The organism is Phytoactinopolyspora mesophila (assembly GCF_010122465.1).
GTDB lineage: Bacteria > Actinomycetota > Actinomycetes > Jiangellales > Jiangellaceae > Phytoactinopolyspora > Phytoactinopolyspora mesophila.
This window is the reverse complement of sequence record NZ_WLZY01000008.1, coordinates 183,748-209,333: the sequence shown is the minus strand read 5'-3', so window position 1 is coordinate 209,333 and position 25,586 is coordinate 183,748. Positions and strand designations below refer to the sequence as shown.

The following is a 25,586-nucleotide window of genomic DNA, read 5'->3' as shown; positions in this document are numbered from 1 at the left end:
CGTTGAACTCCAGCACGCACTCGGTGCGGGTGCGGGTGCCGGCCACCAGTGCCAACCTCGGACCCGGTTTCGACACGTTCGGCCTGGCACTCGGCCGGTACGACACCATCGACGTCCGGGCCGAGTTCAGCGCGGGTGGCGGCCGGTACGAGGAAAGCTGGCCGCCGTCGCTCGCAGTGAGCATTGAGGGTGAAGCGGCGGCGGAAGTGCCCCGTGACGACTCCCACCTCGTGGTCCGCGCCATGGGTGCGTGCTTCGCCGAACTCGATGCCGCGCCTGTCCATTTGGAGCTGTCCTGCCGGAACACGCTGCCGCATGGCCGCGGCCTGGGATCGTCGGCCGGGGCCATCGTGGCCGGAATCCTCGCCGCGCGGGCACTGGCCGACGCCGCCGGAACCGATGGGGAAAGGCTCACCGACCACCAGGTGCTGGCGCTGGCGTCCCGGCTCGAAGGACACCCGGACAACGTCGCACCGTGCCTGGCCGGCGGGTTCACCATTGCCTGGACCAGCGAGTCCGGGGAGGTCCGTGTCGCCAGGACGGATGTGCACCCAGATATCCGGGCGGTGGTCTGTGTGCCGTCCGCCCCGGTGTCGACTGAAACGGCGCGAGGGTTGTTGCCGTCGTCGGTTCCACACCGCGACGCCGTGCACAATGCCGGGCGTGCCGCGTTGCTCGTCGAAGCGATGACACGCCGGCCTGAGCTGCTGTTCGACGCTACCGAGGACCGTCTGCACCAGGTGTACCGGGAGCCGGCAATGCCCGCCTCGATCGCCCTGATGGCCGGCCTTCGAGAGCGCGGCCTGCCTGCGATGGTGTCCGGCGCTGGGCCCACTGTTTTGGTTCTGACCAGCGAAGACGGGGTGGGGTTGGTGCGCCGTGAAGCGTCCGGCTGGGATGTGTGGGAGTTGCCGGTGGACGCCGAGGGCGCTACGTTCGAGTCTTCGCCTCCAAACGTCGTGCTCAACACGGGATGAAAGCGGCCCGGCACGTCTGGGTCAAATAGGCCATCACGTGCTACGCTCTTAACGCACCGACGCACTGCACGGTCGGTAACCATGGCGTAGCGGAATCTCTGCAGTAGGCCGTGGATCTGAAACCTCTTCCAGGGCTTGCATGCGCAATGTTCCGAAGCAGGGTTGACCACCAGTCGCATCGTGCACAATCACGTACTCGGGGGACATCCCCGAGGTGTTAGGCGCACCGGCCATCTTGTCGGTGCTGGCCCAGGGAAGGACCCTGAGTGACAAACACCGAGATCCCCGGCGTCTCCGAGGCGCTGGATTCCAACACGGCACCATCGACTGCCGGACCCGGCGCACCCGCGAAGCGGCAGCGCAACCGCGCTCCGGGTCTCGAGGGCATGGTGCTCGCCGAGCTTCAGCAGGTCGCCGGCCAGCTGGGCATCAAGGGCTCCGGAAGGATGCGCAAGGCGCAGCTGATCGACGCGATCAAGGCGACTCAGTCCGACGTTCCGGCGTCCAAGAGCGCTACCAACGCGCCTGCCAGCCAGTCTTCGCCGTCGGGTGAGACGTCGGCCGACGCCACCGAGAAGCCGGCCGCCGCCGAGAAGCCGGCCCGGCGAAGCTCGCGAAGGGCAAGCCGCCCTCAGGCCGCACCCGAGGCTTCGGCTGCGGACACCGCCGCTACCACCTCGGCGCCGGAGCGGGAGAAGAACGGCGAGCGCAACACTGGTGACGCTGCCCAGGACGTCGGCGCCCAGGCCGCCTCCACTCAGCAGGAAGCCCGCAAGGCCGAGCCGGCCCCGGGTGAGCAGGACGGCGACCGGCAGGACAACCGCCGCCGCGACAATCGCCGGCAGGACAGCCGCCGCGATGACCGGCAGGACAGCCGTCGTCAGGAGAGCCGTGACGGCGACCGGCAGGAGAACCGCCGGGACGATCGGCAGGACAGCCGCCGGGATGACCGGCAGGACAGCCGTCGTCAGGAGAGCCGTGACGGCGACCGGCAGGAGAACCGCCGGGACGATCGGCAGGACAGCCGCCGGGATGACCGGCAGGACAGCCGCCGGGATGACCGGCAGGACAACCGCCGTCAGGAGAACCGTGACGGCGACCGGCAGGAGAACCGTCGGGACGACCGGCGCAATGATCGCCAAGATGACGACGACGATCAAGGCGGGCGTGGACGCCGCCGACGCCGCGACCGGGGCCGCAGCAGCCGTGACCGCCGTAGCGGTGGCCGCGACCAGCGGATGGACGAGCCGCAGATCCAAGAGGACGATGTCCTGATCCCGGTCGCGGGCATCATCGACATCCTGGACAACTACGCGTTCGTGCGCACGTCGGGTTACCTGCCCGGCCCCAACGACGTCTATGTCTCGCTGGCGCTGGTCCGGCGCCACGGTTTGCGCAAGGGGGACGCCGTTACCGGTGCTGTCCGTCAGCCCCGCGAAGGCGAGAAGCAGCAGAAGTTCAACGCCCTCGTGCGGGTCGACACCGTCAACGGCGCCGATCCGGAAGCGGCCAAACAGCGCCCGGACTTCGCCCGCCTGGTGCCGTTGTACCCGCAGGACCGGCTCCGCCTCGAGACCGACGCGGGCAACATGTCTACCCGGGTCATCGACCTCGTCGCGCCGATCGGCAAGGGGCAGCGTGGTTTGATCGTCTCGCCGCCCAAGGCGGGTAAGACGCTCATCATGCAGGCCCTGGCCAACGCCGTCACCACCAACAACCCCGAGGCCCACCTCATGGTGGTGCTGGTCGACGAGCGCCCTGAAGAGGTCACCGACTTCCAGCGCTCGGTCAAGGGTGAGGTGATCGCCTCCACCTTCGACCGCCCGGCGGAAGACCACACCACGGTCGCCGAACTCGCGATCGAGCGCGCGAAGCGTCTGGTCGAGCTTGGCCACGACGTCGTCATCCTGCTGGACGGCATCACCCGGCTTGGCCGGGCCTACAACCTCGCCGCACCGGCGAGTGGCCGGATCCTGTCCGGTGGAGTCGACTCCGCGGCGCTGTACCCGCCCAAGAAGTTCTTCGGTGCCGCCCGCAACATCGAGAACGGCGGCTCGCTGACCATCTTGGCAACGGCGCTGATCGAGACCGGCTCCAAGATGGACGAGGTCATCTTCGAGGAGTTCAAGGGCACCGGCAACATGGAGATCCGGCTGCGCCGCGACCTCGCGGACAAGCGGATCTACCCTGCCATCGACGTCGACGCGTCGAGCACACGGCGCGAGGAGATCCTGGTCGGCAAGGAAGAGCTGGCCGTCATGTGGCAACTGCGCCGAGTGCTTTCAGCGCTTGACTCCCAGCAGGCGGTCGAGCTCATGCTGGACCGGCTGAAGAAGACCAAGAGCAACGCCGAGTTCCTCATGACGGTGCAGAAGACCATGCCGGCGCCCGGCGGAAACGGGTCGAAGGACGAGGACTGAGCCGAAGGTGAGGGCCGGTCGACGCCGTCCCGCCCGCGGATTCGCTCCTTTCGCGCGTTCTCCGCGATGTTCCTCGCAAGCTCGGATACGTCGCGGAGATCGCGGAGAGGGAGCTCACCGATGCCCGACCGAACCCTGACGGCGCCGACCGGCCCTCACCTTCTCCTTCTCTCGGCTTATCGCTCGTTTGGCCAGCGTGGCGTGGTCTGGAATAATCAATCGGTGGTCCCGGTTCAGGGGACAGATGGTGCCGGTTCACGGTTCAGCAGCGTGCTGTATCGACCCGGTGCACGCATACATCCAGGAGTGCATTGATGAAGAGCGAAATCCACCCGCAGTACGTGGAGACCACGGTTACCTGTACCTGCGGTCATACGTTCACCACGCGGAGCACAGCGGAGAACGGCAACATCCACGCCGACATCTGCTCCAACTGCCACCCGTTCTACACCGGTAAGCAGAAGATTCTCGACACCGGCGGGCGCGTTGCGCGGTTCCAGTCCCGTTACGGCAAGAAGTCAGACTCCAAATAGCTTCACTGATGGCGGGCGCACGCGATAGCCGCGTGCGCCCGCCATCGTCGTCTCATGACAGGATGATCCGTGGGCGGATATCTGCCCTCCTCATCCATGATCGTGTGCATGATCCGGTCGTTATAGCGACACATGCGTGCTCACGATCACGTCCGGTGAAGGCGTGGATTGGTCACGATCACCGGGGCTGGACCGAAGAGAGGACCCGACGATGTTCGAGGGTGTCAAGGCGCTCGAGGCTGAGTATGAGGAGCTCGAGCACAAGCTGGCCGACCCCTCGGTTCATGCTGATCAAGGGCAAGCCCGGCGGCTGGGCCGCCGCTATGCCGAGCTCACCGCCGTCGTTAAGACCTATCGGTTGTGGCAGCAGGTAGGCGACGACCGCCGGGCCGCGCGCGAGCTGGCCAACGACGATCCCACGTTCGGCGCTGAGGCGGACGAGCTCGCCGCTCGTGAGGAACAGCTCGCCGACGAACTGCGCATGCTTCTGCTGCCTCGTGATCCCAACGACGGCCGTGATGCGATTCTCGAGGTCAAGGCTGGTGCTGGGGGCGAGGAGTCGGCGCTGTTCGCCGGTGACCTGCTCCGCATGTATCTGCGCTTCGCGGAGCGTTCCGGCTGGAGCACCGAGATCATCGCCGCTGAAGAGTCTGATCTCGGCGGCTACCGGGACGTCTCCGTCGCGGTCAAAGCCCGTGGTGTGCCCGAACCGGGGATGGCTCCGTATGCGCGGCTGAAGTTCGAAGGCGGTGTCCACCGAGTACAGCGGGTGCCGGTCACCGAAAGCCAAGGCCGGATTCACACCTCCGCCGCCGGCGTTCTGGTGCTGCCCGAGGCAGACGACGACACCGAGGTCGAGATCAACGCCAACGATATCCGGATCGATGTGTTCCGTTCCTCCGGTCCCGGCGGGCAGAGCGTGAACACGACCGATTCGGCGGTGCGCATCACGCATCTGCCCAGCGGTATCGTCGTGTCTTGTCAAAATGAGAAGAGCCAGCTGCAGAACAAGGAACAGGCGATGCGGATGCTGCGTGCCCGGCTGCTGGCCGCCGCGCAAGAAGAGGCCGACAAAGAAGCCGCCGACGCCCGGCGCAGCCAGATCCGCACGGTGGACCGCTCCGAGCGAGTCCGCACCTACAACTTCCCGGAGAACCGGATCTCCGACCACCGTATCGGCTACAAGTCGCACAATCTCGACGCCGTGCTCGACGGTGACCTCGAAGCTGTGGTGCAGGCGCTGGTCGATGCCGATACAAATGCGCGAATCCCCGAGTCCGGCGAGTGAGCGCGCCGGCGCCCGCACTTCGATACCGAGAACTGAAAGAAGAAGCCCTTTGAGTCGATTCAAGGCACGTTCCTGGTATCGAAGAGGTGCAGCCGTCGCGCCGATGGGCAAGCCGTGACCGCGCTCGCCGAACAGGTGCGGCTCGCCGCTCAGCGGTTGGCCGAGGCGGGGGTGCCTTCGCCTCGCCACGACGCCGAGGTGCTGGCCGCCTACGTGCTGGGTATCGAACGCTCCGAACTGATCACGGCGCCGGAACCGCCGGCGTCGTTCGCCGAGGACTTCGGCCGGCTGGTCGAGCGCCGCGCCGCCCGCGAACCACTTCAACACGTGACCGGTGTGGCTCATTTTCGGTACCTGACCTTGCAGGTGGGGCCAGGGGTGTTCTCTCCGCGCCCGGAAACCGAGCTGACGGCCGGCGCGGCGGTCGACGCGGCGAAAGCCTTAGTACGTGCCGGTCGTGTGCCGGTCGTGGTGGACATGTTCGCCGGCTCCGGTGCCATCGCCATCTCCGTCGCGCGCGAGGTCCGGCCGTGTGTGGTGCACGCGGTCGAGTCCGATGACGACGCCGTGGAGTGGCTGCGGCGCAATGCTGCCGGAGCCTCAGTTGTTGTACATCGCGATGACGTCGGCGGCATCGTCGAACGGAGCATGTCGATGCTCATCGGATCCGTCGACGTGGTGGTCGCCAACCCGCCTTATGTGCCCACCGGGGCCGTGATCCGCGACCCGGAGGTGGCCGAGCACGATCCCGCCGTGGCTTTGTGGTCCGGACCGGACGGGCTGGACGCGATGCGAGTCCTCGAATCGGTGGCATACCGCCTGCTGCGCCCCGAAGGCGTTGTCATCGCCGAGCACGCGGATGAACAGGGCACGTCCGCTCCGGAGGTGTTCCGGTCCACGGGACGGTGGGCGGATGTGGCCGATCATCTCGACCTGAACAGGCGGCCTCGATTCCTGACGGCGACTCGTCGCTGAGCCGTTGCGGCCACTCACGCCGCGGGATTGGGTGTCGAACCTCACCCCAGGTGGGAACGGAGCCGCCCGAAGCGGTTAAATACGTGACGTGGCTTTGCTCTATGACTGCGCGGACGAGGCACGACGCAAGCGTGGGATCAATGTGGCGGTCCGGACGGTTAGAGCCGGGCGTCTCGTCGTCCTGCCCACCGACACGGTGTACGGGATCGGCGCCGACGCATTCTCCCCCGACGCCATCACCAAGCTGCTGGAGGCCAAGGGCCGCGGCCCGGACATGCCGGTCCCGGTGCTCGTCGGTACCGGCGAAGCATGGACGGGTGTGGCCGTTTCCAATGAGGCCGCCGAGGCGCTGGCAGCGGTGTTCTGGCCCGGCGCGCTGAGCTTGTTGTGCCGCGAGCAGCCCTCCTTGAGCTGGAACCTCGGAGACACGGGCGGCACTGTGGTGGTCCGCATGCCCGAACACGAGGTAGCGCTCGATTTGCTGCGCGAGACCGGTCCCATGGGGGTGAGCAGCGCCAACCTGTCGGGACAGCCTCCTGCCCGGACCGCGCAGGAGGCGCGTGACCAGCTGGGCAACTCGGTCGCGGTGTACCTCGAGGCCGGACTCACCAGTGCAGATGTTCCGTCCACCATTGTTGACGTCACCGGTGAGGTGCCTCGGGTGATCCGTGCCGGTGCGATCAGCCTCGAGCGGTTGCGCGAGGTAGTGCCCGAGATCCTGGCCCCCGAGGCCGACGGTGCTCCGGAGGCAGAGGCTGCCCCTGACGCCGCAGCCGACGCCGGGCAGACTGACCCCGCGGCCGGCGACACACCGGATACCAGCGCCGCGGAGGGGCCCGACGCAGGCGAGACCGCGGCAGAGGCGGCCGCGCGCAAAGCAGCCGAAGAGGCGGCCCGGGAGTGACGCCCCGCGCTCGGGCGACCGGATCAGCGAGTGCCCCGCACTCGAATAGAGTTGACCCAGGTGGAGGAAGACTGGAACCACTGGTGTCCCGCGAGGTGTCGGGTTTCCGGCCGCTGAAAGGCGCTGTTGTCCGGTGCGCGAGTATTTACTGACGTTCTTCGTCGCCGCGTCGATCACCTACCTGATGGTGGCGCTGTTCGGGCGGATCGCGCACTGGGTGGGAGCTATCCCGCCACCACGGGCGCGTGACGTGCACAAAGGCGTGGTCCCGCGGATGGGCGGCGTGGCCATGTTGCTCGGACTCCTGGGCGCCATGCTGGTGGCCAGCTATCTGCCCAGGATGCGTGACGTGTTCGTCGAGTCCACGGACGCGCAGGCGCTGATCACAGCGGCGATCGTCATCTGCCTGGTCGGGGTGGCCGACGACATCTGGGACCTGTCGGCGCTGGCGAAATTCGCCGGACAGATGCTCGCCGCGGGACTGCTCGTTGTCCAGGGTGTCGAGCTGTTGTGGCTGCCGTTGCCGAACGGCGTGTTCACCCTCGATCCCTCCCAGCGGGCTTTGCTGACGGTGCTGCTGGTGGTGGGTACCGCGAACGCGGTCAACTTCATCGACGGGCTGGACGGTCTGGCCGCCGGTGTGGTGGGCATCGGCGCGGCCGCGTTCTTCTCCTACACCTACCTGCTCGCTGTGGAGCAGGGCGACACCCGGATGACCACTCCGGCGCTGGTGGCGGTGGTGCTCATGGGGATGTGCGCGGGTTTCCTGCCTCATAACGTCTCGCCGGCCAAGATATTCATGGGCGACTCCGGGGCGATGCTCATCGGGCTGCTTCTGGCTGCCGGCTCCATCACCCTGACCGGCCGTTCAGCCAGTCAGGACGTGGACGAGTCGAGCTTCTTGCTGACCCTGCTGCCGTTGATCCTCCCGGCGGCGGTGATCGCGTTGCCGTTCCTCGACATGCTGCTGGCGATAGTGCGCCGCACCCGTGAGGGCCGTATGTTCAACTCACCGGACAAGAAACACCTGCATCACCGCTTGCTTGAGGTCGGCCATTCCGAAGGGCGGGCAGCGGCCATCATGTGGGTGTGGGCGGCCCTCGTCTCCGGTGGCGTCGTCGTCATCGCGCTCGTCGGCGGATGGACGACGTACGCCTTGCTCGGCGTGGCGATCCTGGTGCTGATCGCCTTCACCACCCGCCGCCCGCGGAGACTTCTGCAGAGGGACACGGCATTGCCGAGCGACTGAGGGCACCCGACATCAGCGACCACCGGCCGGGCCGGTTTAGGGCAAAAGCGGGATGACCACGTAGGCTCTGGACCCGTGTCTGATTCGACTCCACCCACCGCGGGTTCGCCGGCCGGCACGGAAGCCGCGGGAAAAGACGTGGCCGCCGCGGAGACAGCCGGCGTCCCCGGATCGCCCCACAAGCCCTCGTCGTTCGCGGGACCGATGCGCCGGGTGCTCGTCGTCGCGGGACTTGGTCTAGCCGTTCTGATGCCGGTGGCCACGGCCGCCGGCTGGCTGCTCGGTGGTTCTGAGGTCGGTTTCGGCATCTTGCTCGGGCTGGCGATTCCGGTGGCGTTCTTCGGCCTGACGGTTGTCACCGGTGTGCTCGCCGCCCGACTCGACAACGCCCCGTTCGTCGGCGTCGTCATGGCAGCGTGGTTCGTGAAGATGGTTGTGCTGATCGTCATCATGGCCTCCATCCGCGACGCCGAGTTCTTCCATCGCACGGCCTTCTTCCTGGCACTGGTTGTCGGTGTCGCAGGCTGGCTCGCTGCTGAAATGATCGTTTTGATGCGTAGCCGGATTCCTTACGTGGAGGTGCCCGGGGGTGTGTGACAGAGCAGTGGTTGTCACTTGGTATGGTCGGGGCGCCGCATGAGCAGCCGGACACATCTCCCGCAAGGTGGGGAGTCCGTTGTTTGGCATGTCATGGGTACCCTGCTCGCCGGGCCCGCACTCTACGGCCTGATCGGGTTCGGGGTGGACAAACTCACCGGTTGGTCCGCCGGGCTTCCCGTGGGCCTCGTCGTGGGTTTCGTCCTGTCGGGATACATCATCTATAAGCGATACGGCCGGGACGATGCGCCGGGCCCTGAAGCCAACGGAGACGATCCTGAGCGCGCTCATGCCGACGACTGACCTGATCGCTGAAGGCGAGGGGTTCCACACCCCGTCGCTGGTCGATTTCTTCCCGCCGGCCATCTTGTTCGAGGGAACGCCGTTCGAGTTCACCCGGGTCAACATGATCCAGGTGCTCATGACCGTGGCGATCGCCACGCTGTTCATCCTCGCTTTCCGGCGGCCGCAGGTGGTGCCTCGCGGGCTGCAGAACATCGGCGAACTCGCGGTCAACTTCGTCCAGACCTATGTCATCGACTCGATCATGGGGGAGAAAGGGCGCCGGTACCTTCCGTACCTGGTCACTCTGTTCTTCTTCATCCTTGCGCTGAACCTCGCCGGCATCGTGCCAGGGCTCAACCTGGCGGGTACCAGCGTGGTGGCGGTGCCGGCGATGCTCGCGGTGATCTCGTGGCTGGTGTTCAACATCGCCGGGATCCGTAAGCACGGGTTCGGCCAGTACATGAAGGTGAACCTGTTTCCGCCCGGCGTTCCGATACCGGTGTACATCCTCCTGACACCGATCGAGTTCCTCTCGACTTTCATCCTGCGCCCGATCACGCTGACCATCCGTCTCCTGGCCAACATGATGGCCGGACACCTGATGCTGGTGTTGTTCTTCGCCGGTGCCCATTACCTGCTGCTGGAAGCCGACTGGATTCTTCGGCCGCTCGGCTTGGGCGCAGCGGCGATGGGACTCGGCGTCACCGCATTCGAGATCCTCATCTCGGTGCTGCAGGCTTACATCTTCACTCTCCTGACCGCCTTGTACATCGCCGGTGCCGAGAGTGAAAGTCACTGACATGACGCTCGACGGCCGCAGCAACCGCTCGGTCGCCAAGTAGAAAGGGATAAGTAACGTGGAGCTTCTCGCTCAGGTTGAGGGCAACCTCGCTGTCATCGGCTACGGTCTGGCGACACTGGGACCGGGTATCGGTCTGGGTCTGCTGATCGGCAAGGCGCTCGAGGGTATGGCTCGCCAGCCCGAGGCCACCGCGGTGCTGCGAGTCAACATGTTCATCGGCATCGCGCTCGTCGAAGCGCTGGCGCTGCTGGGCATCATCGCCGGGTTCTTGTACTAGAGATGACTCGAGAAACGAATCCGCAGGCGGCGGAGGACGACGGTGTCCCCGAGGGCATCGATCTGTTCCTGCCTCCGTTTTATGACATCTTCTGGTCGGCGGTGTGTTTCGCGGTCCTGTTCTGGATCTTCTGGAAGTACGTCCTGCCCAAGATGAAGACCGCGCTCGACGCCCGGTCCGAGGGCATCGAGCAGAAGCTGGAACAGGCCGAGCGTGAGCGCAACGAGGCTCACGTGCTGCTCGAGCAGTACCGCGAGCAGCTGGCCGAGGCCAGATCCGATGCCGCACAGATCCGGGCCGAGGCCCAGGCAGAGCGGCAGTCGATCGTGACCGAGGCGCGGACCGAAGCTCAGGAGGCCGCCTCCGCGGTGGCCGAGCGGGCCGAGGTTCAGCTGTCGGCCGAGGCGGACCGGGTACGCAACGTGCTCGCCCGTGACGTCGGCCGGCTCGCTACCGACCTGGCGGAGAAGATCGTCGGCGAGACGCTGGACGAGCAGAAGGTCAGCGCCACTGTCGATCGCTTCATCGCCGACCTCGAATCCGTGGCGGCGGAAGAGCAGGAGACGCGCTGATGCTGGGTTCCAGCCGGACCTCGTTCGAAGCCGCTCGTACCGCACTCTCCGAGCGCGCGCCCTCCGACGCCGGGCTGTCGGGTGAGCTGCTGCAGGTGTCCAACGCGTTGGCAAGCGCGTCGGCACTGCGCAGCGCACTGTCCGATTCCGGCACTGAGACCGCCGCTCGGGTGGCGCTGGCCAGGTCTGTCTTCGATGGCAAGATCAGCAGCGCCGCGCTCGAGGTGGTCGTGGATGTGGCCGGACGGCGCTGGAACAGCAGCACTGATCTTGTCGACGCTGTCGAGGCACTTGGTTTCGAGGCCGGCTTGATCGCGGCCGAGCAGGCGGGCCGCCTCGACGATGTCGAGGACGAGCTGTTCCGGGTCGACCGACTCGTGGCCGGTGACGACGAGCTACGGCAGACGTTGTCGGATCCGTCGGTGGCTGCCGAGGCACGAGCCGACCTGCTGGATGGGCTCATCGGTGGCCAGGTGGATGAAACCACCGCCGGGTTCGTGCGGCAGCTGGTGACCAACCCGCGCGGGCGGCAGCTGAGTGAAGCGTTGGCCGCGTTGGTCGACCAGTCGGCCCGCCGTCGCGAGCACTTGCTGGCCAGAATCAAGGTTGCGGCCCCAATAAGCGCTGACCAGGAGCAACGTCTGGTGGCGGTCTTGGGCCGTATCTATAACCGGGACGTGGATCTGCAGATCGAAGTCGACCCGGACGTGCTGGGCGGAATCGTGGTCCGGGTCGGCGACGAGGTGATCGACGGAAGCGTCGCACAGCGGCTGGAGGACATCCGCCGCAAATTCGGCGTGTCGAGGTGACTTTGTCGGCGCTCAGGTGCCGTTCACACTGGTTTGAGACAGGACAACCCACCGGGTTCGAAGACGAAAGAGTAGGGACCAAAAGATGGCGGAGCTGACGATCCGGCCGGAAGAGATCCGGGACGCGATCGAGCGACACGTCCAGTCGTACGCGCCGGAGGCCTCTCGCGAAGAGGTCGGCCGGGTTGTGGACGCCGGCGACGGCATCGCTCACGTCGAAGGACTGCACTCGGCGATGGCCAACGAGCTGCTGGAGTTCGAGAACGGCACTCTTGGCCTCGCACTCAACCTCGAGATACGCGAGATCGGTGTCGTGGTGCTCGGTGAGTACCAAGGCATCGAAGAAGGACAGACGGTTCGCCGTACCGGTGAGGTCCTTTCGGTGCCGGTCGGCGACGGCTTCCTCGGCCGTACCGTCGACCCGCTGGGCAACCCGCTGGACGGGCTCGGCGAGATCGAGGCGGAAGGACGTCGTGCCCTCGAGCTCCAGGCACCGTCGGTCATCAACCGGCAGAGTGTCTCCGAGCCGTTGCAGACCGGTATCAAGGCGATCGACGCGATGACTCCGATCGGCCGGGGCCAGCGGCAGCTGATCATCGGTGACCGGCAGACCGGTAAGACCACGGTCGCCGTCGACACCATCCTCAACCAGGTCGACAACTGGAAGAGCGGCGACCCGAAGCAGCAGGTGCGCTGCATCTACGTCGCTACCGGCCAGAAGGGCTCGACCATCGCGGGTGTGCGTAAGCAGCTCGAAGAGTCTGGTGCGCTCGAGTACACGACCATCGTCGCCGCCCCCGCGTCTGACGCCGCCGGCTTCAAGTACCTGTCGCCCTACACCGGCTCGGCCATCGGCCAGCACTGGATGTACCAGGGCTACCACGTACTGATCGTCTTCGACGACCTCACCAAGCAGGCCGAGGCCTACCGCGCGATCTCGCTGCTGCTGCGGCGCCCGCCGGGCCGTGAAGCTTACCCAGGGGACGTGTTCTACCTGCACTCGCGCCTGCTGGAGCGCTGCGCGAAGCTCTCCGACAAACTCGGCGCCGGCTCGATGACCGGTCTGCCGATCATCGAGACGAAGGCCAACGACGTCTCCGCGTACATCCCCACGAACGTGATCTCGATCACCGACGGTCAGTGCTTCCTGGAATCGGATCTGTTCCACTCGGGTATCCGGCCGGCGGTCAACGTCGGTATCTCGGTGTCCCGCGTCGGTGGTGACGCACAGATCAAGGCCATGAAGAAGGTCTCGGGTACCCTGCGACTCGATCTGGCCCAGTACAACGAGCTGAAGGCGTTCGCCGCGTTCGCATCCGATCTGGACCCGGCCAGCCGTGCCCAGCTGGACCGAGGTGAGCGGGTCACTGAACTGCTGAAGCAGCCCCAAGGTGCGCCGGTGCCCGTCGAGCGTCAAGTGGCCTCCATCTGGGCTGCCACGACCGGGCGCCTCGACGAGGTTCCGGTCGAGGACATTCGCCGGTTCGAGGCCGAGTTCCTCGACTACCTGAGCCGTGAGCACTCCGCGGTGCTGGAATCGATTCGTTCCACAGGAAAGCTCTCCGACGACGACGCGTCGTTGCTCGAGCAGGCGATCGACACCTTCAAGCAGCAGTTCGTCACCGCGAGCGGTCAGCCCTTGATCAAGGACGAGCCGGTCGAGGCGATGGAAGAGGGCGAGGAAGACCAGGTCACGCTGCGTCGTCGGCGGCGCTCCGCCCAGGACGTGCAGCAGGTGGCCGGTCCCCAGGGCGAAACCGGGGCTCCCTCGCCGTGAGCCAACGACGTCCGGGCAGATTTGAGCCAACGGCGACATCGGACAACGAGAGGAGGTGCTGATCAGTGGGCGCAGAGCTTCGTGAGCTCAAGCGGCGGATTCGTTCCACCGAGTCCATGAAGAAGATCACCAAGGCGCAGGAATTGATCGCCGCCTCGCGGATCGTCAAGGCCCAGCAGCTGGCCGACGCGGCCAAGCCGTACAGCCAGGCGCTGGTGCGTGCGTTGGAGGCCGCCGCCGCGCGGTCGAATCTCGACCATCACCTGCTGGAGGGCGCCGGCACACCGCAACGCTCGGCGGTGCTGGTGGTCACCTCCGACCGTGGATTCGCCGGAGCGTACTCGGCCAACGTCATCCGGCAGGCTGAGGCGCTTACCGGCCTGCTGCACGAACAGGGCCAGGAAGTCCGCCCCTACGTGGTTGGGAAGAAGGGCGTCAACTGGTTCCGCTTCCGGGGCCGTGAGTTGTTCGGTGAGTACGTCGATTTCACCGGCAAGCCGACATACGCCCAGGCCCGTCAGATCGCGGACGACCTGCTCGATGCCATCAACACGCCTACCGAGGACGGCGGGGTCGACGAGATCCACGTGGTCTCCACTCACTTCAAGAACATGGTGAGCCAGGAGGTCCGGGCCCGGCGGCTGTTCCCGATCGTGGTGGAAGACGTGCCTGAGCCGTTACATCGTGTGGAGGCGGCCGGTGGACCAGAGCAGGCCGAGCCCGAAACCGCGGCTCCGGCGCCGAGTTCCCGGCCGGCCGACGACGAGGCGCTGCCGTTGTACGACTTCGAGCCCTCCGCGGAGGAGGTCCTCGACGCATTGCTCCCGTCCTATGCGGGTAATCTCGTGTATACGACGTTGCTCGACGCCGCGGCCTCCGAGTGGGCGGCGCGTCGTAGGGCCATGAAGGCGGCGACGGACAACGCAGGAGAGCTGCAAGAGAACTTGACTCGGCAGGCCAACTCGGCCCGTCAGGCCGAGATCACCCAAGAGATCAGCGAAATCGTCGGTGGCGCGAACGCGCTGGCGGCTGCAGGAAGTGAGTAGGAGATATGACTGCCACTGTTGAGGAGACCGCGGTCAAGACCGGTCGCGTGGTGCGGGTGATCGGGCCGACCGTCGACGTCGAATTCGGCGAAGGTCACATGCCGGAGATCTACAACGCGCTCACCACGAACATCGAGTTGTCCGAGGCATCGGGCGGCAACCGCACGCTCACCCTTGAGGTCGAGCAGCACATCGGCGACGGCCTGGTGCGGGCCATTTCGATGCAACCGACCGATGGGCTGGTTCGCGGCGCGACGGTCACGGACACCGGCACGGGAATCAGCGTGCCCGTCGGTGATGGTGTCAAGGGCCACGTGTTCAACGCCCTCGGCCAGCCGCTTGATGTCGACGAATCCGAGATCAAGGCGGATGACCGCTGGGTCATCCACCGCAAGCCGCCGCCATTCGATCAGCTCGAGGGCAGCACGCAGATGCTCGAGACCGGCATCAAGGTGCTTGATCTGCTCACCCCGTACATCCAGGGTGGAAAGATCGGCCTGTTCGGTGGTGCCGGTGTGGGCAAGACGGTGCTGATCCAGGAGATGATCACCCGAGTGGCCCGGAACTTCGGTGGTACGTCGGTCTTCGCCGGGGTCGGGGAACGTACCCGTGAGGGTAACGACCTCTGGGTCGAGATGGCCGAAGCCGACGTCCTGAAAGACACCGCGCTGGTCTTCGGTCAGATGGACGAGCCTCCGGGCACCCGGATGCGGGTGGCGTTGTCGGCGCTGACCATGGCGGAGTACTTCCGCGATGTGAAGAACCAGGACGTGCTGCTGTTCATCGACAACATCTTCCGGTTCACCCAGGCCGGCCAGGAGGTGTCCACCCTGCTGGGCCGGATGCCCTCGGCGGTGGGTTACCAGCCGACGCTGGCTGACGAGATGGGTGAGCTCCAGGAGCGCATCACCTCCACTCGGGGTCACTCCATCACCTCGATGCAGGCGATCTACGTTCCCGCGGACGACATCACCGACCCCGCGCCGCACACGGCCTTCGCTCACCTCGACGCGCGGACCGTGCTGTCGCGGCCCATTTCGCAGCTCGGCATCTACCCGGCGGTGGACCCGCTCGACTCGTCGAGCCGGATCCTCGACCCGCAGTACATCGGCGAGGAGCACTACCGGATCGCCAGCCGGGTGAAGGAGATCCTGCAGAAGTACAAGGATCTGCAGGACATCATCGCGATCATGGGTATCGACGAGCTGTCCGAAGAGGACAAGATCACGGTTAACCGGGCCCGCCGGTTGCAGCGGTTCCTGTCTCAGAACATGTTCGTCGCCGAGGCCTTCACCGGTCAGCCCGGTGTGTTCGTGCCGCTGTCGGAGACGCTCGAATCGTTCGACGCGATCTGCAAGGGCGAGTACGATCACCTGCCTGAGCAGGCGTTCAGCTACGTCGGCAACATCGAGGACGCGGAGAAGAAGGCCAACACCCTGGCCTCGTAGGACACGGGCAGGCTGGTCGACGAGAAGACCGGTCGAGGGAAGGAACTGGTGTGGCTGGAGAGCTCAACGTCGAGGTTGTGGCGGCTGACCGGAAGGTGTGGTCGGGAACGGCGAGCATCGTTGTCGCCAAGACAACCGAAGGCGAGATCGGCATCATGGCCGGGCACGAACCGGTGCTCGGCCTGCTGGTCACCGGCGCCGTCACGGTGCGCACAGAGTCCGGTGAGTCCATCGTCGCAGCGGTGGACCGGGGTTTTCTCTCGGTCTCCGAGGACCACGTCGCGGTGCTGGCCGAGGTGGCCCAGCTTGCGGACGAGATCGATGCGGCTAGTGTGGAAGAAGAACTTGCTGCTGTTGGCGAGGACCAGGCCGCTCAGCGTTGGGCCCGGGCTCGGCTCCAGGTAGCGGGAAACAGATAGGCCGGGAGAAGCACGACGAAGCACATCGGGGGTGATTGGTGGCACTGATCACGTGGGTGGCGGTGATACTCATCGCCCTTGCGGCGTTGGTGGCCGCCGCTCTGGTGGTGCTCTACTTGCGCCGTGGCGTTCTGCAGCGCGAGGGCGGGTTCGACATGTGCATGCGGGTCGGCAGCCAAGAAGGCTGGGCTGGCGGGTGGGTCTTCGGCATCGGGCGTTACCGCGGGGAATGCCTGGAATGGTTTCGTACCTTCAGTTTCTCGCCGCGGGCGAAACGCTCGGTACGCCGTGGGCAGCTCGCCGTCAGCGGGCGCCGGGCTCCGGATGCCGAGGAAGATTTCGAGCTGCCGGCCGGGCACGTGGTGCTGAGCTGTGCGGTTGGTCCGACGACCGTGGAGATATCGATGACGGAGCCGGCGTCCACGGCGTTCCTTGCCTGGCTCGAAGCGGCGCCGCCCGGGGGACACCTGGTCCGCTAGAGGGCGGGTGTCGGGGATCCGGCCGGGCGCCATCGACGACACTCGGATTCCTGGGATACCCGGGATGAGCCCGCTGAACAGGAGATACTGAGACGGTGGAGAGACTACGAGTCGTCGGCGGTGCGTCCTTGCGCGGCTCCGTCCATGTCAGCGGCGCCAAGAACAGCTCACTGAAGCTGATGGCCGCCACGTTGCTCGCCGAGGGGCGCAGCTCGTTGCTCGACGTGCCGGCGATCACCGATGTCGAATATATGTCCGAGCTGCTCAGCAGGCTGGGGGCGGAGGTCAGCCGGCAAGGCACCACGGTCACGGTGGACGTCCCGGAGAAGGTGGCTCACGAGGCCCCTTACGAACTAGTGCGAAGGCTGCGGGCTTCGATCTGCGTACTGGGGCCGCTGCTGGCCCGTTGCGGTGCTGCCGACGTGGCGCTGCCTGGCGGTGATGCGATCGGCTCCAGGGGCCTCGACATGCACATCGCCGGTTTGGAACGGCTGGGCGCTCATGTGGAGGTTCAGCACGGATACGTCGTAGCACGGGCGCCGGGTGGTCTCAAGGGCGCGATGATCGGACTCGACTTCCCGAGTGTCGGCGCTACTGAGAACATCCTGATGGCCGCCGTGCTGGCCGACGGCGAGACCGTGCTCGACAACGTCGCGCGTGAGCCGGAGATCATCGACATCTGCGAGATGCTGACCAACATGGGCGCCAAGATCGATGGCGCCGGGACCTCGACCCTGCGGGTTCAGGGCGTGGATCGGCTCCGGCCGGTTCAGCACACCACCGTTCCGGACCGGATCGTCGCCGGAACATGGGCGGTGGCCGCGTTGATGACTCGCGGCGATGTCACCGTCACCAACGGCCGGGCCGAGCATCTGGAACTTGTTCTGGACAAGCTGATGGCGGCCGGCGCGGTGGTGGAGACACACGGACAGGGCGGCTTCCGGGTGGCGATGTCCGGCCGTCCGCGCGCCATCGATGTCGTCACCTTGCCCTACCCGGGTTTCCCCACCGACCTGCAGCCGATGGTCGTGGCGCTGAACGCGCTTGCCGACGGCACTGCGATGATCACCGAGAACGTCTACGAGGCGCGATTCATGTTCGTCAACGAGCTGGCCCGCCTCGGTGCCGACGTCCGGATCGACGGTCATCATGCCGTGGTCCGGGGCCGGGAGACACTGTCCGGTGCCCCGGTGATCGCCACCGACATTCGAGCCGGTGCCGGGCTGGTGCTGGCCGGGCTGGTGGCAGAAGGCGAGACTCTGGTCTCGGCGGTGCACCACATCGACCGCGGGTATCCGGACTTCGTCGGTCAGCTCAACCAGCTCGGTGCCGATGTCACTCGCGAGCCTGATCCTGATCGGTTCGATGACTGATGGTTCCTGCTCACGAAACCAGCATGGGACCGGACCCACATGTCCAGCGGGACTGATCGAGCTGAGGTGACCGAGCCGCTGGACGAGGCTGCGCTGAAGTCCGAGGACGTCCTGGACCAACAATGGGAGGCCCGCGACCCCGGCACGTCCGCCGGCGAGCCGGCACCGGACGACGGTTCGCCTGGCGACAACACCCGGACCGGCGGGTGGCGTGGCTGGCTGGCGCCTGCCGGCCGGGTGCTGCCCAGCTGGATGACACCGGGGCGGATCGGATTCGCGCTCTATCTGGCCGTGCTGCTGTGGTATTGCCTGAATGTCGGTGTTCCGATCGACCGGATCGGGCAGACGGTATGGATCGTCGCGGGGATTCTCGCAGCCGGACTGGGCCGGACCTGGCAACAGCACGTCCGGGTGTTTCTCGACTGGATACCGCTGGTGGCCGCGCTGGTGCTCTACGACCACACGCGCGGCATCGCCGACACCCTCGGCATGACCGTGCGCATCGGTGAGCTCGTACGGGTCGAGGAGTGGCTGTTCCTCGGGGAACTGCCGACCGTCTGGCTGCAGGAGAGACTTTACGACGCGGCCCAGGTTCGCTGGTGGGATGTGCCGGTCGCCATCGTCTACTTCACCCATTTCGTGCTGCCGTGGGCCATCGCGGCAGTGTTCTACTTCCGGTCTCGCCCGTTGTGGATCCGATACATCCGCCGGGTGCTGCTGCTCACTTACACCGGGCTGCTCACCTATGTTCTGCTTCCGGCCGCACCGCCGTGGTATGCGGCCCGGGTGGGCGAGATATCCGACGAGGTCGCCCGGATCTCCACCCGCGGCTGGTGGGAGCTGGGGTTGTCTTTCGCCGACGTGATGCTCAAGGACGCGCAGGCACAGAGCAATCAGGTCGCGGCGCTGCCCTCACTGCATTCGGCCTTCGCTCTGCTCTCGGTCGTGGCGTTGTGGCCGGTCGTGGGGCATCTCTACGGACGGTGGCTGGTTGGGCGGGTGCCTCTCGGCACGGTTCTCGGAGTAGGGCTGAGGGTCGTCCTGGCGCTGTTCCCGCTGGCGATGGGGTTCACACTCGTCTACGGTGGCGAACACTACGTCGTGGACGTCTTGGCCGGCTGGCTGTATGTCGTTCTCGTATGTGCTGTCGCGCGATGGTGGGAACACCGCGCTTCCGTGCGGCCTGCCACTGCCCGCACGGTGTGAAGGCTGCCGCATACTCGTCCGAACTACTGAGGGGATCTTGTGCCTGATTCGCTTGATGATCTGCTCGCCGTCCTGGATCTCGAGACGATCGAGGACAATCTGTTCCGCGGCCGCCAGCCCGAGACTCGGCTCCAACGGGTCTTCGGTGGTCAGGTGGCCGGGCAGGCACTGATGGCCGCGGTGCGGACGGTGCCACCAGAACGGGCCGTCCATTCGCTGCACGCGTACTTCCTGCGTGCAGGTGACACCACGGTGCCGATCGTCTACGACGTAGAGCTGGTACGCGACGGACGTTCGTTCACCACCCGGCGGGTCGTGGCGCGGCAACACGGCACGTCGATCTTCTATCTCACGGCATCGTTTCACAAGTCGGAGGGAGGGATGGAGCACCAGGACGTCATGCCCGAGGTACCGGCTCCCGAGGATTGCCCCCGGCTCAGCGAGCTGCTGGAGAAGATGTCCGGGCTGCCGGTTGGGGCCTGGGACAAGGAGTGGGCATCACTCGACGTCCGTTATGTCGGAGACTCCCGCCCGGGCGGGAAGGTGACGTCGCCGGACCATCCGGCCTTGGCGAGGTTGTGGTTCCGCGCCGCCGGGCAGATGCCGGACGAGCCGACCACACACGCGTGTGTGCTGACCTACGCCAGCGATCTCACGCTGCTCGGCGCGGCCCTGGTCCCGCACAACACCTATATCGGAGCGCCCGGCCTGCAGACGGCTTCGCTGGATCACACGATGTGGTTCCATCAGCCGTTCCGGGCCGACGAATGGCTGCTCTACGATCAGGTGTCACCTATCGCCCATGGAGCCAGAGGCCTGGCTCTGGGGCGGGTGTTCGCCGCTGACGGCCGGTTGGTGGCGACGGTGGCGCAGGAAGGCTTGGTGCGGTCCGTCGCCTAGGAAGAGGCCTGGCCCATGAAATCTCTCCTTGCCCAGCAGACTCGGTCGGCGAGGGCTTCGCCGTAGGCCTCCCTCGCTGATGCCCACCACACCATGGAGAGATTTCATGGGCCGGGCCTCTTGGGCGCCGTCTCGCCGCTCGACATGCCCGCCCACACCATGGAGAGATTCCACGCACCGGGCGCTGGTGGGCGCCCCTTCCACAGCCTTGCCCGCTTAGCCGAGCCAGGCGGTGAGCCGTTCCTGCTCCCACTGCTGCTTGGCGCGGAAGCTGGCTTCGTCCGGCGGGGTGAGCCGGACATCGGGGCGGGGCTCGGCATAGAAGTCGCCGGTGACGGTCGCGACCTGCTTGCCGGGGAGTTCGAGGAAGCAGAAACCGTACCCGTCGAAGGTGATGTGGTCGCCGCCGTAGAGATCCGCGGCCAGATTGGCTGCCGAGATCTTGCCGGCCGCCTCCGCGAACACACCAGCCTTCGGCAACTGCGCGGTGGAGGTGGGAATCAGCGTGCAGTCGCCGACGGCATAGACGCGGTCGGTGTGCGTGGCGAAGGTGTGCCGATCCGGTTCGATCCACCCGGACGGCCCGGCCAGTGGGCTCTTGGTCACCACTGGCGGTGGTGCGGCGGCTGGCACAGCGAGCAGCAGCTGCCATTCGAGACTGTCCCCGCCTTCGAACTGGACTGTCTGCGTCTCGCGGTCGATCGTCTCGACGGCATGCTCGGTGAGCACGGTGACGCCCCGTTCGGTCAGGCGGTCGGCCAGGTAGCGGCTGGCGTCCGCTCCCGCCACGGGGAGGGTCAACGGCGCCGGGGTGGACACCACGACGTTGACCCGCTCGCGCCGGGCTTCTTTGCGCAGACGCTCCTCGAGAAGCAGTGTGGCCTCGAACGGCGCAGGCGGACATAGATACGGTGCACCCAGAATGCTGACCAGCAGCGTACCCTCGGTAAGTTCTTCCAGCGCCGCGCGGATACCGGGCAGAGCTTCGGCGTGGTAGAGGTTGAACGCGCCATTCTCCAGCAGCGCGGCGCTGGTGGGCTGATAGGTGGCTCCGAGCGCGACGATGATGCCGTCGGCACTCAGCGTTCCGGCCGTGGTCTCGACCTGACGTGCGGCGGGGTCGATCGAGGTGATCTCGGCCTGCAGGAAGCGAATGCCGCGGCGACGTAGGCGCTCCAGCGGACGGGTGCCGTCCAGCAACGGACGCAACCCCGCGACATCCCAGAGTTTGGCGAAGCCGACGAAGAACCGGTCGCTCATGGCCACCACGGTGACCTCATCGGTAGGGGGCAACCGCCGGCGCAGCTCGTGCGCGGCAGCGAGCCCGCCAAAGCCCCCACCGAGCACCAGAACATGAGCCATCCAGTCCACCTCCGCCACTACACGCCCTGCTGCGTGACGGTACCAGCATGCGCGGCGCTCGAACAGGCTGCTGGCGAGATACCGGTAAGAAACCTCGTGATTGTCCCGCGAAATCTCATGCTCCGCCCGCGGCCGGGCCAGCGCGAAGAGCCGATCGGCCAGCGACGGGCTCCTCCTGTTCGGATGTCCTGTCCTGCGAATTTGTGCCGGGTTGGATATTGTTTCGGTCCGGGCATCGTCATCGGGTTGGGGTTCATGGAACTGGATACCTTCGCGCTGGTTGCAGTCATCCTGGCGATCGCTGCAGCAGCCGGCCTGCTCGCGAATCTGTTCCGGCAGCCGATGATCGTCGCCTTCATCGGCGTCGGCATCCTCGTCGGGCCCGCCGGCACCGGCTGGGTCGTCGCCGACGGCACCATCGAGTTGCTGGCCAGCATGGGCATCGCGATCCTGCTGTTTCTCGTGGGGCTTCGGCTCGACCTGCACCTGATCCGGGACACCGGTCCGATCGCGCTGGCCACCGGGCTCGGGCAAGTTCTCTTCACCTCCGTGGTCGGCTTCGTGATCGCGACCGCCCTCGGCATGGACACGGTCACCGCCGTGTACGTCGCCATCGCGCTGACCTTCTCGTCGACGATCATCATCGTGAAGCTGCTCTCCGACAAGCGTGAACTCGAGCAGCTTCACGGACGCATAGCCGTCGGCTTCTTGATCGTCCAGGACATCGTCGTCGTCCTGGTCATGATCGGGTTGACGGCGTTCGGGCAGCCCACTGACGGCGACCTCACCACGGACATCTTCACCGTGCTCGCCAAGGGAGCCGCGCTGCTGGGCGGTATCGGCCTGCTGATGCGGTTCGTCCTGCCCCGGTTGCTGCATTACATCGCCAGATCCCAGGAGCTGCTGGTTCTGTTCGGAGTGGCCTACGCGGTGCTTGTCGCGGCGCTGAGCGAATGGCTCGGCTTCAGCTCCGAAGTGGGAGCCTTCCTGGCCGGGGTCTCCCTGGCCACTACTCCTTATCGGGATGCGCTGGGGTCGCGGCTGGTCAGCCTGCGCGACTTCATGCTGCTGTTCTTCTTCCTCGATCTGGGCGCCAAGCTGGAGTTCACCGACACCGCTCAGCAGATCTCCGAAGCGCTGATTCTCTCGGTGTTCGTGCTGTTGGGCAATCCGCTGATCGTCATCCTCATCATGGCGGCGATGCGGTATCCGGTTCGGGTCGGATTTCTCGCCGGGCTGACGGTGGCGCAGATCTCCGAGTTCTCGCTGATTCTTGCCGCCCTCGGGCTGAGTCTCGGCCATATCACCAACGCGACCGTCAGCTTGATCACCGTCGTCGGTTTGGTGACGATCGGCGGCTCCACCTACCTGATCTTGTATTCGCATCACATCTATGACCGGATCAAACGCTGGCTGCGGGTATTCGAACGCGAAGGCACCCTCAAGTCCGGCGTCAGCGACTCCGACGCCGATGTTGACGTGATCTTGTACGGGCTCGGCCGTTTCGGTGGCCACGTCGCCGACCGGCTCGGTAGCGCCGGTTACCAGGTGCTCGCTGTTGATTTCGATCCACATCGGGTGATGAACAACCGGCGGGCGGGGGTGAGCGCGGTCTTCGGCAGCGCCGAGGATACGCACTTCCTCGAGACGCTGCCGCTGAGCCAGGCCCGCTACGTGATCAGCACCGTGCCGTTGCTCGAGACCAACAAGGCGCTGCTGCATGGTCTTCGGGCTCACGATTTCGAGGGCAAGACCGCCTTGACCGCCCACAACGAGCGCGATGCCGATCAACTGCGGGCCGCGGGTGTGGACGTGGTGTTGGCACCGTTCTCGCTTGCGGCGAATTCGGTGGCCGACATGATTGCGGAGGTCATCCGCGACGACGACAACACCCGATGATCATGAACACTTGACGACCAATATGGTCGTCAAGTGTTCATGATCATGGGTCAGATGTAGTCGTTGAGCACGAGGAATCCGGGCAGCCACGCGGTGCCGATCCCGGCGGCGATGGTCAGGTAGGCGGCGAACTGCTGAATCGGCCGTTTGACGGCCAGGAGCAAGAAATACGTGAACCAGAGGACGGCCCACACCGCCCAGCTGAGGCCGAGCCAGACGAGGAACGTGTCACCACCGGTGTCGCTGAGGGTGATGATCGAGACAGGTACCGCCGTGATGGCGACGAACAAGCAGTACCAGCCCAGGCCGGACCCGTCGGCGTCGATGTACTGGTTGTACGCCACCCACAGGTAGGTGAAGGCGAACAGCAGCACATAGCCGGCCAGCTGGATGGATGCGAGGTCTTGTGCCGCAACGGCGAAGATCGCGACGACGAGCCCCACCAGACCGGTGAACACGTTCATGATCGCGACTTCCCGGGGTGTGATACGGCCGAGAAGCCAGATGCCGTTCACGAAGAGCACAGCACCGACGTAGAGCAGTACGAGGCCGAGCATGGGTGGTCACCTCCGAGTTCGGCACGCGGTGCCGGTCAAGTGATCGTGAGCGGATTTCCGCCCGCACGACCGGTGATCGTGAGCGGGAAAGCGCGGCTATAGCGACCGGAATCCGCTCACGATCACAGGGGGAGTGGGCGCAAATTGGCTCACGATCACGGATGCGTTGTTAAGAGGTAATCGCGACCTGTCCGCGGTCTTGGGTGACCGGGCCGTCGGCCGACGGACGGATGTCGACGTCGAAGATCTCGGTGGGCAGGTACAGCGAGCAGCATGCGTTCGGCAGGTCCACGACGGCGCTGACCCGGCCCTCGATCGGCGCGGTGCCGATGATCATGTAGGCCTGCTCACCGGTATAACCGAACTTCTTCAGGTACTCGATCGCATTCAGGCAGGCGTTCTTGTAGGCGAGGGTGGCGTCCATGTACTCGTTGGTGTTCGTGGAGTGCTCGACCGACACACCGGTGAAGCAGACGAACTCCGAGTAGCGTGGCTCGACGTTGCCGGGCATGAAGACGGGGTTGGTGGTGACGCCGTACTTCTCCATGCCGCCCTTGATGAGATCGACGCCGAAGTCGATGAAACCGCCCATCTCGATGGCGCCGCAGAAGGTGATCTCTCCGTCACCCTGGCTGAAATGCAGGTCGCCACCGGAGAACTTCGCGCCGGGCACGTGGACCGGATAGTAGATGCGCGAGCCACGGGTGAGGTTCTTGATGTCGTGATTGCCGCCGTTCTCCCGGGCCGGGATGGTGCGGGCACCTTCGCGGGCGACCTTCGCGAACTCCGCGGAGCCGCGGTCGAGGGCGCCGGCCAGCGCGTTGGTCTCGTCCGGTGGTAGCGCGAGCGGCGGAACGCGGTCCGGGTCACGGGCGATGAGGGCGCGTTCACGCTCATTCCACTTGGCCAGCAGTTCCGCCGACGGCGCGGTGCCGAACAGGCCAGGGTGGGTGATCCCGGTGTAGGACACGCCGGGGATGTGTCGCGACGAGGCCTGCTGGCCGCGGAAGTCCCAGATCGTCTTGTAGGCGTCGGGGTAGTAGTCGGTGAGGAAGCCGCCGCCGTTGACCTTGGAGAAGATTCCGGTGTAGCCCCAGCCCTGGCCGGGCAGGTCGCCCACCGACTGCGGAACGGGGCCGAGGTCCAGGATGTCGATCACCAGCAGATCGCCGGGCTCGGCGCCGCGGATGCCGACCGGTCCGCTGAGTACGTGGCATCGCAGGAGGTCCATGTCGCGGATGTCGTTCGCGGAGTCGTCGTTCTTGACCTGGCCGTCGGTCCAGTCGAGGCATTCGATCCGGAACTCGTCACCGGGCGAGACCTCGGAGGCGATCGGGATATCCGGGTGCCAGCGGTTGTGGCCGGGGATGTCTTGGTCGAACATCGATCGGGTGTAATCGATGGAGAATGCGACGTCGGGCATGGCGATACC

At 66.0% G+C, this 25,586-nt stretch carries 25 protein-coding genes; 22 read left to right on the top strand and 3 right to left on the bottom strand.

From position 1 onward, the window contains the following. The first annotated feature begins 2 nt into the window (after positions 1–2). The 21 genes from thrB to tesB all read left to right on the top strand — a co-directional run bounded on the left by thrB (position 3) and on the right by tesB (position 20,336). Positions 3–977, top strand: coding sequence for a homoserine kinase (gene thrB / locus F7O44_RS21860; RefSeq protein ID WP_162452406.1), 975 nt, complete (start codon positions 3–5; stop codon positions 975–977). A 266-nt stretch (positions 978–1,243) separates the two neighbouring features. Continuing rightward, positions 1,244–3,397, top strand: coding sequence for a transcription termination factor Rho (rho, locus tag F7O44_RS21855; protein ID WP_162452405.1), 2,154 nt, complete (start codon positions 1,244–1,246; stop codon positions 3,395–3,397). Between the two features lie 314 nt (positions 3,398–3,711). Continuing rightward, positions 3,712–3,930 (top strand): 50S ribosomal protein L31, encoded by a 219-nt coding sequence (gene rpmE, locus F7O44_RS21850; RefSeq protein WP_162452404.1) that lies wholly within the window; start codon positions 3,712–3,714, stop codon positions 3,928–3,930. A 211-nt stretch (positions 3,931–4,141) separates the two neighbouring features. After that, positions 4,142–5,218: a peptide chain release factor 1 gene (gene prfA, locus F7O44_RS21845; RefSeq protein ID WP_162452403.1), complete on the top strand. Its 1,077-nt coding sequence runs from the start codon at positions 4,142–4,144 to the stop codon at positions 5,216–5,218. Between the two features lie 114 nt (positions 5,219–5,332). Continuing rightward, a complete protein-coding gene (locus F7O44_RS21840) occupies positions 5,333–6,193 on the top strand; it encodes a HemK family protein methyltransferase (protein WP_162452402.1) in 861 nt (286 codons plus the stop codon). Between the two features lie 88 nt (positions 6,194–6,281). After that, positions 6,282–7,097, top strand: coding sequence for an L-threonylcarbamoyladenylate synthase (locus tag F7O44_RS21835; RefSeq protein ID WP_162452401.1), 816 nt, complete (start codon positions 6,282–6,284; stop codon positions 7,095–7,097). Between the two features lie 133 nt (positions 7,098–7,230). Next, positions 7,231–8,346 (top strand): MraY family glycosyltransferase, encoded by a 1,116-nt coding sequence (locus F7O44_RS21830; RefSeq protein WP_162452400.1) that lies wholly within the window; start codon positions 7,231–7,233, stop codon positions 8,344–8,346. 75 nt (positions 8,347–8,421) lie between these two features. Next, on the top strand, positions 8,422–8,943 hold the full coding sequence (locus F7O44_RS21825) for a Cg1360 family ATP-synthase-associated protein (protein ID WP_162452399.1): 522 nt from the start codon (positions 8,422–8,424) through the stop codon (positions 8,941–8,943). Positions 8,944–9,036: 93 nt separating this feature from the next. Continuing rightward, on the top strand, positions 9,037–9,246 hold the full coding sequence (locus F7O44_RS21820; RefSeq protein ID WP_162452398.1) for a hypothetical protein: 210 nt from the start codon (positions 9,037–9,039) through the stop codon (positions 9,244–9,246). After that, positions 9,233–10,027: a F0F1 ATP synthase subunit A gene (atpB, locus tag F7O44_RS21815; protein ID WP_222851586.1), complete on the top strand. Its 795-nt coding sequence runs from the start codon at positions 9,233–9,235 to the stop codon at positions 10,025–10,027. The genes F7O44_RS21820 and atpB overlap by 14 nt, the downstream gene beginning before the upstream one ends. A gap of 58 nt (positions 10,028–10,085) precedes the next feature. Next, positions 10,086–10,307, top strand: coding sequence for an ATP synthase F0 subunit C (atpE, locus tag F7O44_RS21810; protein WP_162452396.1), 222 nt, complete (start codon positions 10,086–10,088; stop codon positions 10,305–10,307). 2 nt (positions 10,308–10,309) lie between these two features. Beyond that, on the top strand, positions 10,310–10,879 hold the full coding sequence (locus F7O44_RS21805; protein WP_162452395.1) for a F0F1 ATP synthase subunit B: 570 nt from the start codon (positions 10,310–10,312) through the stop codon (positions 10,877–10,879). After that, positions 10,879–11,688 carry a F0F1 ATP synthase subunit delta gene (locus tag F7O44_RS21800; RefSeq protein WP_162452394.1) on the top strand — a complete coding sequence of 270 codons (810 nt, stop codon included), beginning with the start codon at positions 10,879–10,881 and terminating at the stop codon, positions 11,686–11,688. Before F7O44_RS21805 ends, F7O44_RS21800 begins: the two co-directional genes overlap by 1 nt. A gap of 85 nt (positions 11,689–11,773) precedes the next feature. Next, on the top strand, positions 11,774–13,465 hold the full coding sequence (atpA, locus tag F7O44_RS21795) for a F0F1 ATP synthase subunit alpha (RefSeq protein WP_162452393.1): 1,692 nt from the start codon (positions 11,774–11,776) through the stop codon (positions 13,463–13,465). 65 nt (positions 13,466–13,530) lie between these two features. Next, positions 13,531–14,511 carry a F0F1 ATP synthase subunit gamma gene (locus tag F7O44_RS21790; protein WP_162452392.1) on the top strand — a complete coding sequence of 327 codons (981 nt, stop codon included), beginning with the start codon at positions 13,531–13,533 and terminating at the stop codon, positions 14,509–14,511. 5 nt (positions 14,512–14,516) lie between these two features. Next, on the top strand, positions 14,517–15,959 hold the full coding sequence (gene atpD, locus F7O44_RS21785) for a F0F1 ATP synthase subunit beta (protein WP_162452391.1): 1,443 nt from the start codon (positions 14,517–14,519) through the stop codon (positions 15,957–15,959). A 50-nt stretch (positions 15,960–16,009) separates the two neighbouring features. Continuing rightward, positions 16,010–16,378, top strand: coding sequence for a F0F1 ATP synthase subunit epsilon (locus F7O44_RS21780; protein ID WP_162452390.1), 369 nt, complete (start codon positions 16,010–16,012; stop codon positions 16,376–16,378). Between the two features lie 38 nt (positions 16,379–16,416). Then, positions 16,417–16,857: a DUF2550 family protein gene (locus F7O44_RS21775; RefSeq protein ID WP_162452389.1), complete on the top strand. Its 441-nt coding sequence runs from the start codon at positions 16,417–16,419 to the stop codon at positions 16,855–16,857. A gap of 95 nt (positions 16,858–16,952) precedes the next feature. Further along, positions 16,953–18,230, top strand: a complete 1,278-nt coding sequence (murA, locus tag F7O44_RS21770; RefSeq protein ID WP_162452388.1) for a UDP-N-acetylglucosamine 1-carboxyvinyltransferase — start codon at positions 16,953–16,955, stop codon at positions 18,228–18,230. A 66-nt stretch (positions 18,231–18,296) separates the two neighbouring features. Continuing rightward, entirely contained in the window at positions 18,297–19,436 is a 1,140-nt protein-coding gene (locus tag F7O44_RS32030; protein WP_222851585.1) for a phosphatase PAP2 family protein, read from the top strand. A 39-nt stretch (positions 19,437–19,475) separates the two neighbouring features. After that, positions 19,476–20,336, top strand: coding sequence for an acyl-CoA thioesterase II (gene tesB, locus F7O44_RS21760; RefSeq protein WP_162452387.1), 861 nt, complete (start codon positions 19,476–19,478; stop codon positions 20,334–20,336). A gap of 216 nt (positions 20,337–20,552) precedes the next feature. Here the strand turns inward: tesB and F7O44_RS21755 are convergent, their stop codons facing one another. Continuing rightward, complete coding sequence (locus tag F7O44_RS21755) at positions 20,553–21,698, bottom strand: FAD-dependent oxidoreductase (protein WP_162452386.1); 1,146 nt, start codon at positions 21,696–21,698, stop codon at positions 20,553–20,555. Positions 21,699–21,953: 255 nt separating this feature from the next. On the opposite strand from F7O44_RS21755, the gene F7O44_RS21750 reads away from it, so the two are divergent. After that, complete coding sequence (locus F7O44_RS21750) at positions 21,954–23,597, top strand: cation:proton antiporter (protein ID WP_162452385.1); 1,644 nt, start codon at positions 21,954–21,956, stop codon at positions 23,595–23,597. A 50-nt stretch (positions 23,598–23,647) separates the two neighbouring features. Here the strand turns inward: F7O44_RS21750 and F7O44_RS21745 are convergent, their stop codons facing one another. Further along, entirely contained in the window at positions 23,648–24,154 is a 507-nt protein-coding gene (locus F7O44_RS21745; RefSeq protein WP_162452384.1) for an AmiS/UreI family transporter, read from the bottom strand. A 169-nt stretch (positions 24,155–24,323) separates the two neighbouring features. Continuing rightward, a complete protein-coding gene (fmdA, locus tag F7O44_RS21740; RefSeq protein ID WP_162452383.1) occupies positions 24,324–25,577 on the bottom strand; it encodes a formamidase in 1,254 nt (417 codons plus the stop codon). Positions 25,578–25,586: the final 9 nt, after the last annotated feature.

Coding starts and splice junctions, on each gene's coding strand:
- F7O44_RS21820 (WP_162452398.1), top strand. CDS start 9,037: ATGGGTACCCTGCTCGCCGGGCCCGCACTCTACGGCCTGATCGGGTTC.
- F7O44_RS21750 (WP_162452385.1), top strand. CDS start 21,954: ATGGAACTGGATACCTTCGCGCTGGTTGCAGTCATCCTGGCGATCGCT.
- atpB (WP_222851586.1), top strand. CDS start 9,233: ATGCCGACGACTGACCTGATCGCTGAAGGCGAGGGGTTCCACACCCCG.
- prfA (WP_162452403.1), top strand. CDS start 4,142: ATGTTCGAGGGTGTCAAGGCGCTCGAGGCTGAGTATGAGGAGCTCGAG.
- F7O44_RS21800 (WP_162452394.1), top strand. CDS start 10,879: ATGCTGGGTTCCAGCCGGACCTCGTTCGAAGCCGCTCGTACCGCACTC.
- atpD (WP_162452391.1), top strand. CDS start 14,517: ATGACTGCCACTGTTGAGGAGACCGCGGTCAAGACCGGTCGCGTGGTG.
- F7O44_RS21745 (WP_162452384.1), bottom strand. CDS start 24,154: ATGCTCGGCCTCGTACTGCTCTACGTCGGTGCTGTGCTCTTCGTGAAC.
- F7O44_RS21755 (WP_162452386.1), bottom strand. CDS start 21,698: ATGGCTCATGTTCTGGTGCTCGGTGGGGGCTTTGGCGGGCTCGCTGCC.
- rpmE (WP_162452404.1), top strand. CDS start 3,712: ATGAAGAGCGAAATCCACCCGCAGTACGTGGAGACCACGGTTACCTGT.
- F7O44_RS21805 (WP_162452395.1), top strand. CDS start 10,310: ATGACTCGAGAAACGAATCCGCAGGCGGCGGAGGACGACGGTGTCCCC.
- atpA (WP_162452393.1), top strand. CDS start 11,774: ATGGCGGAGCTGACGATCCGGCCGGAAGAGATCCGGGACGCGATCGAG.
- fmdA (WP_162452383.1), bottom strand. CDS start 25,577: ATGCCCGACGTCGCATTCTCCATCGATTACACCCGATCGATGTTCGAC.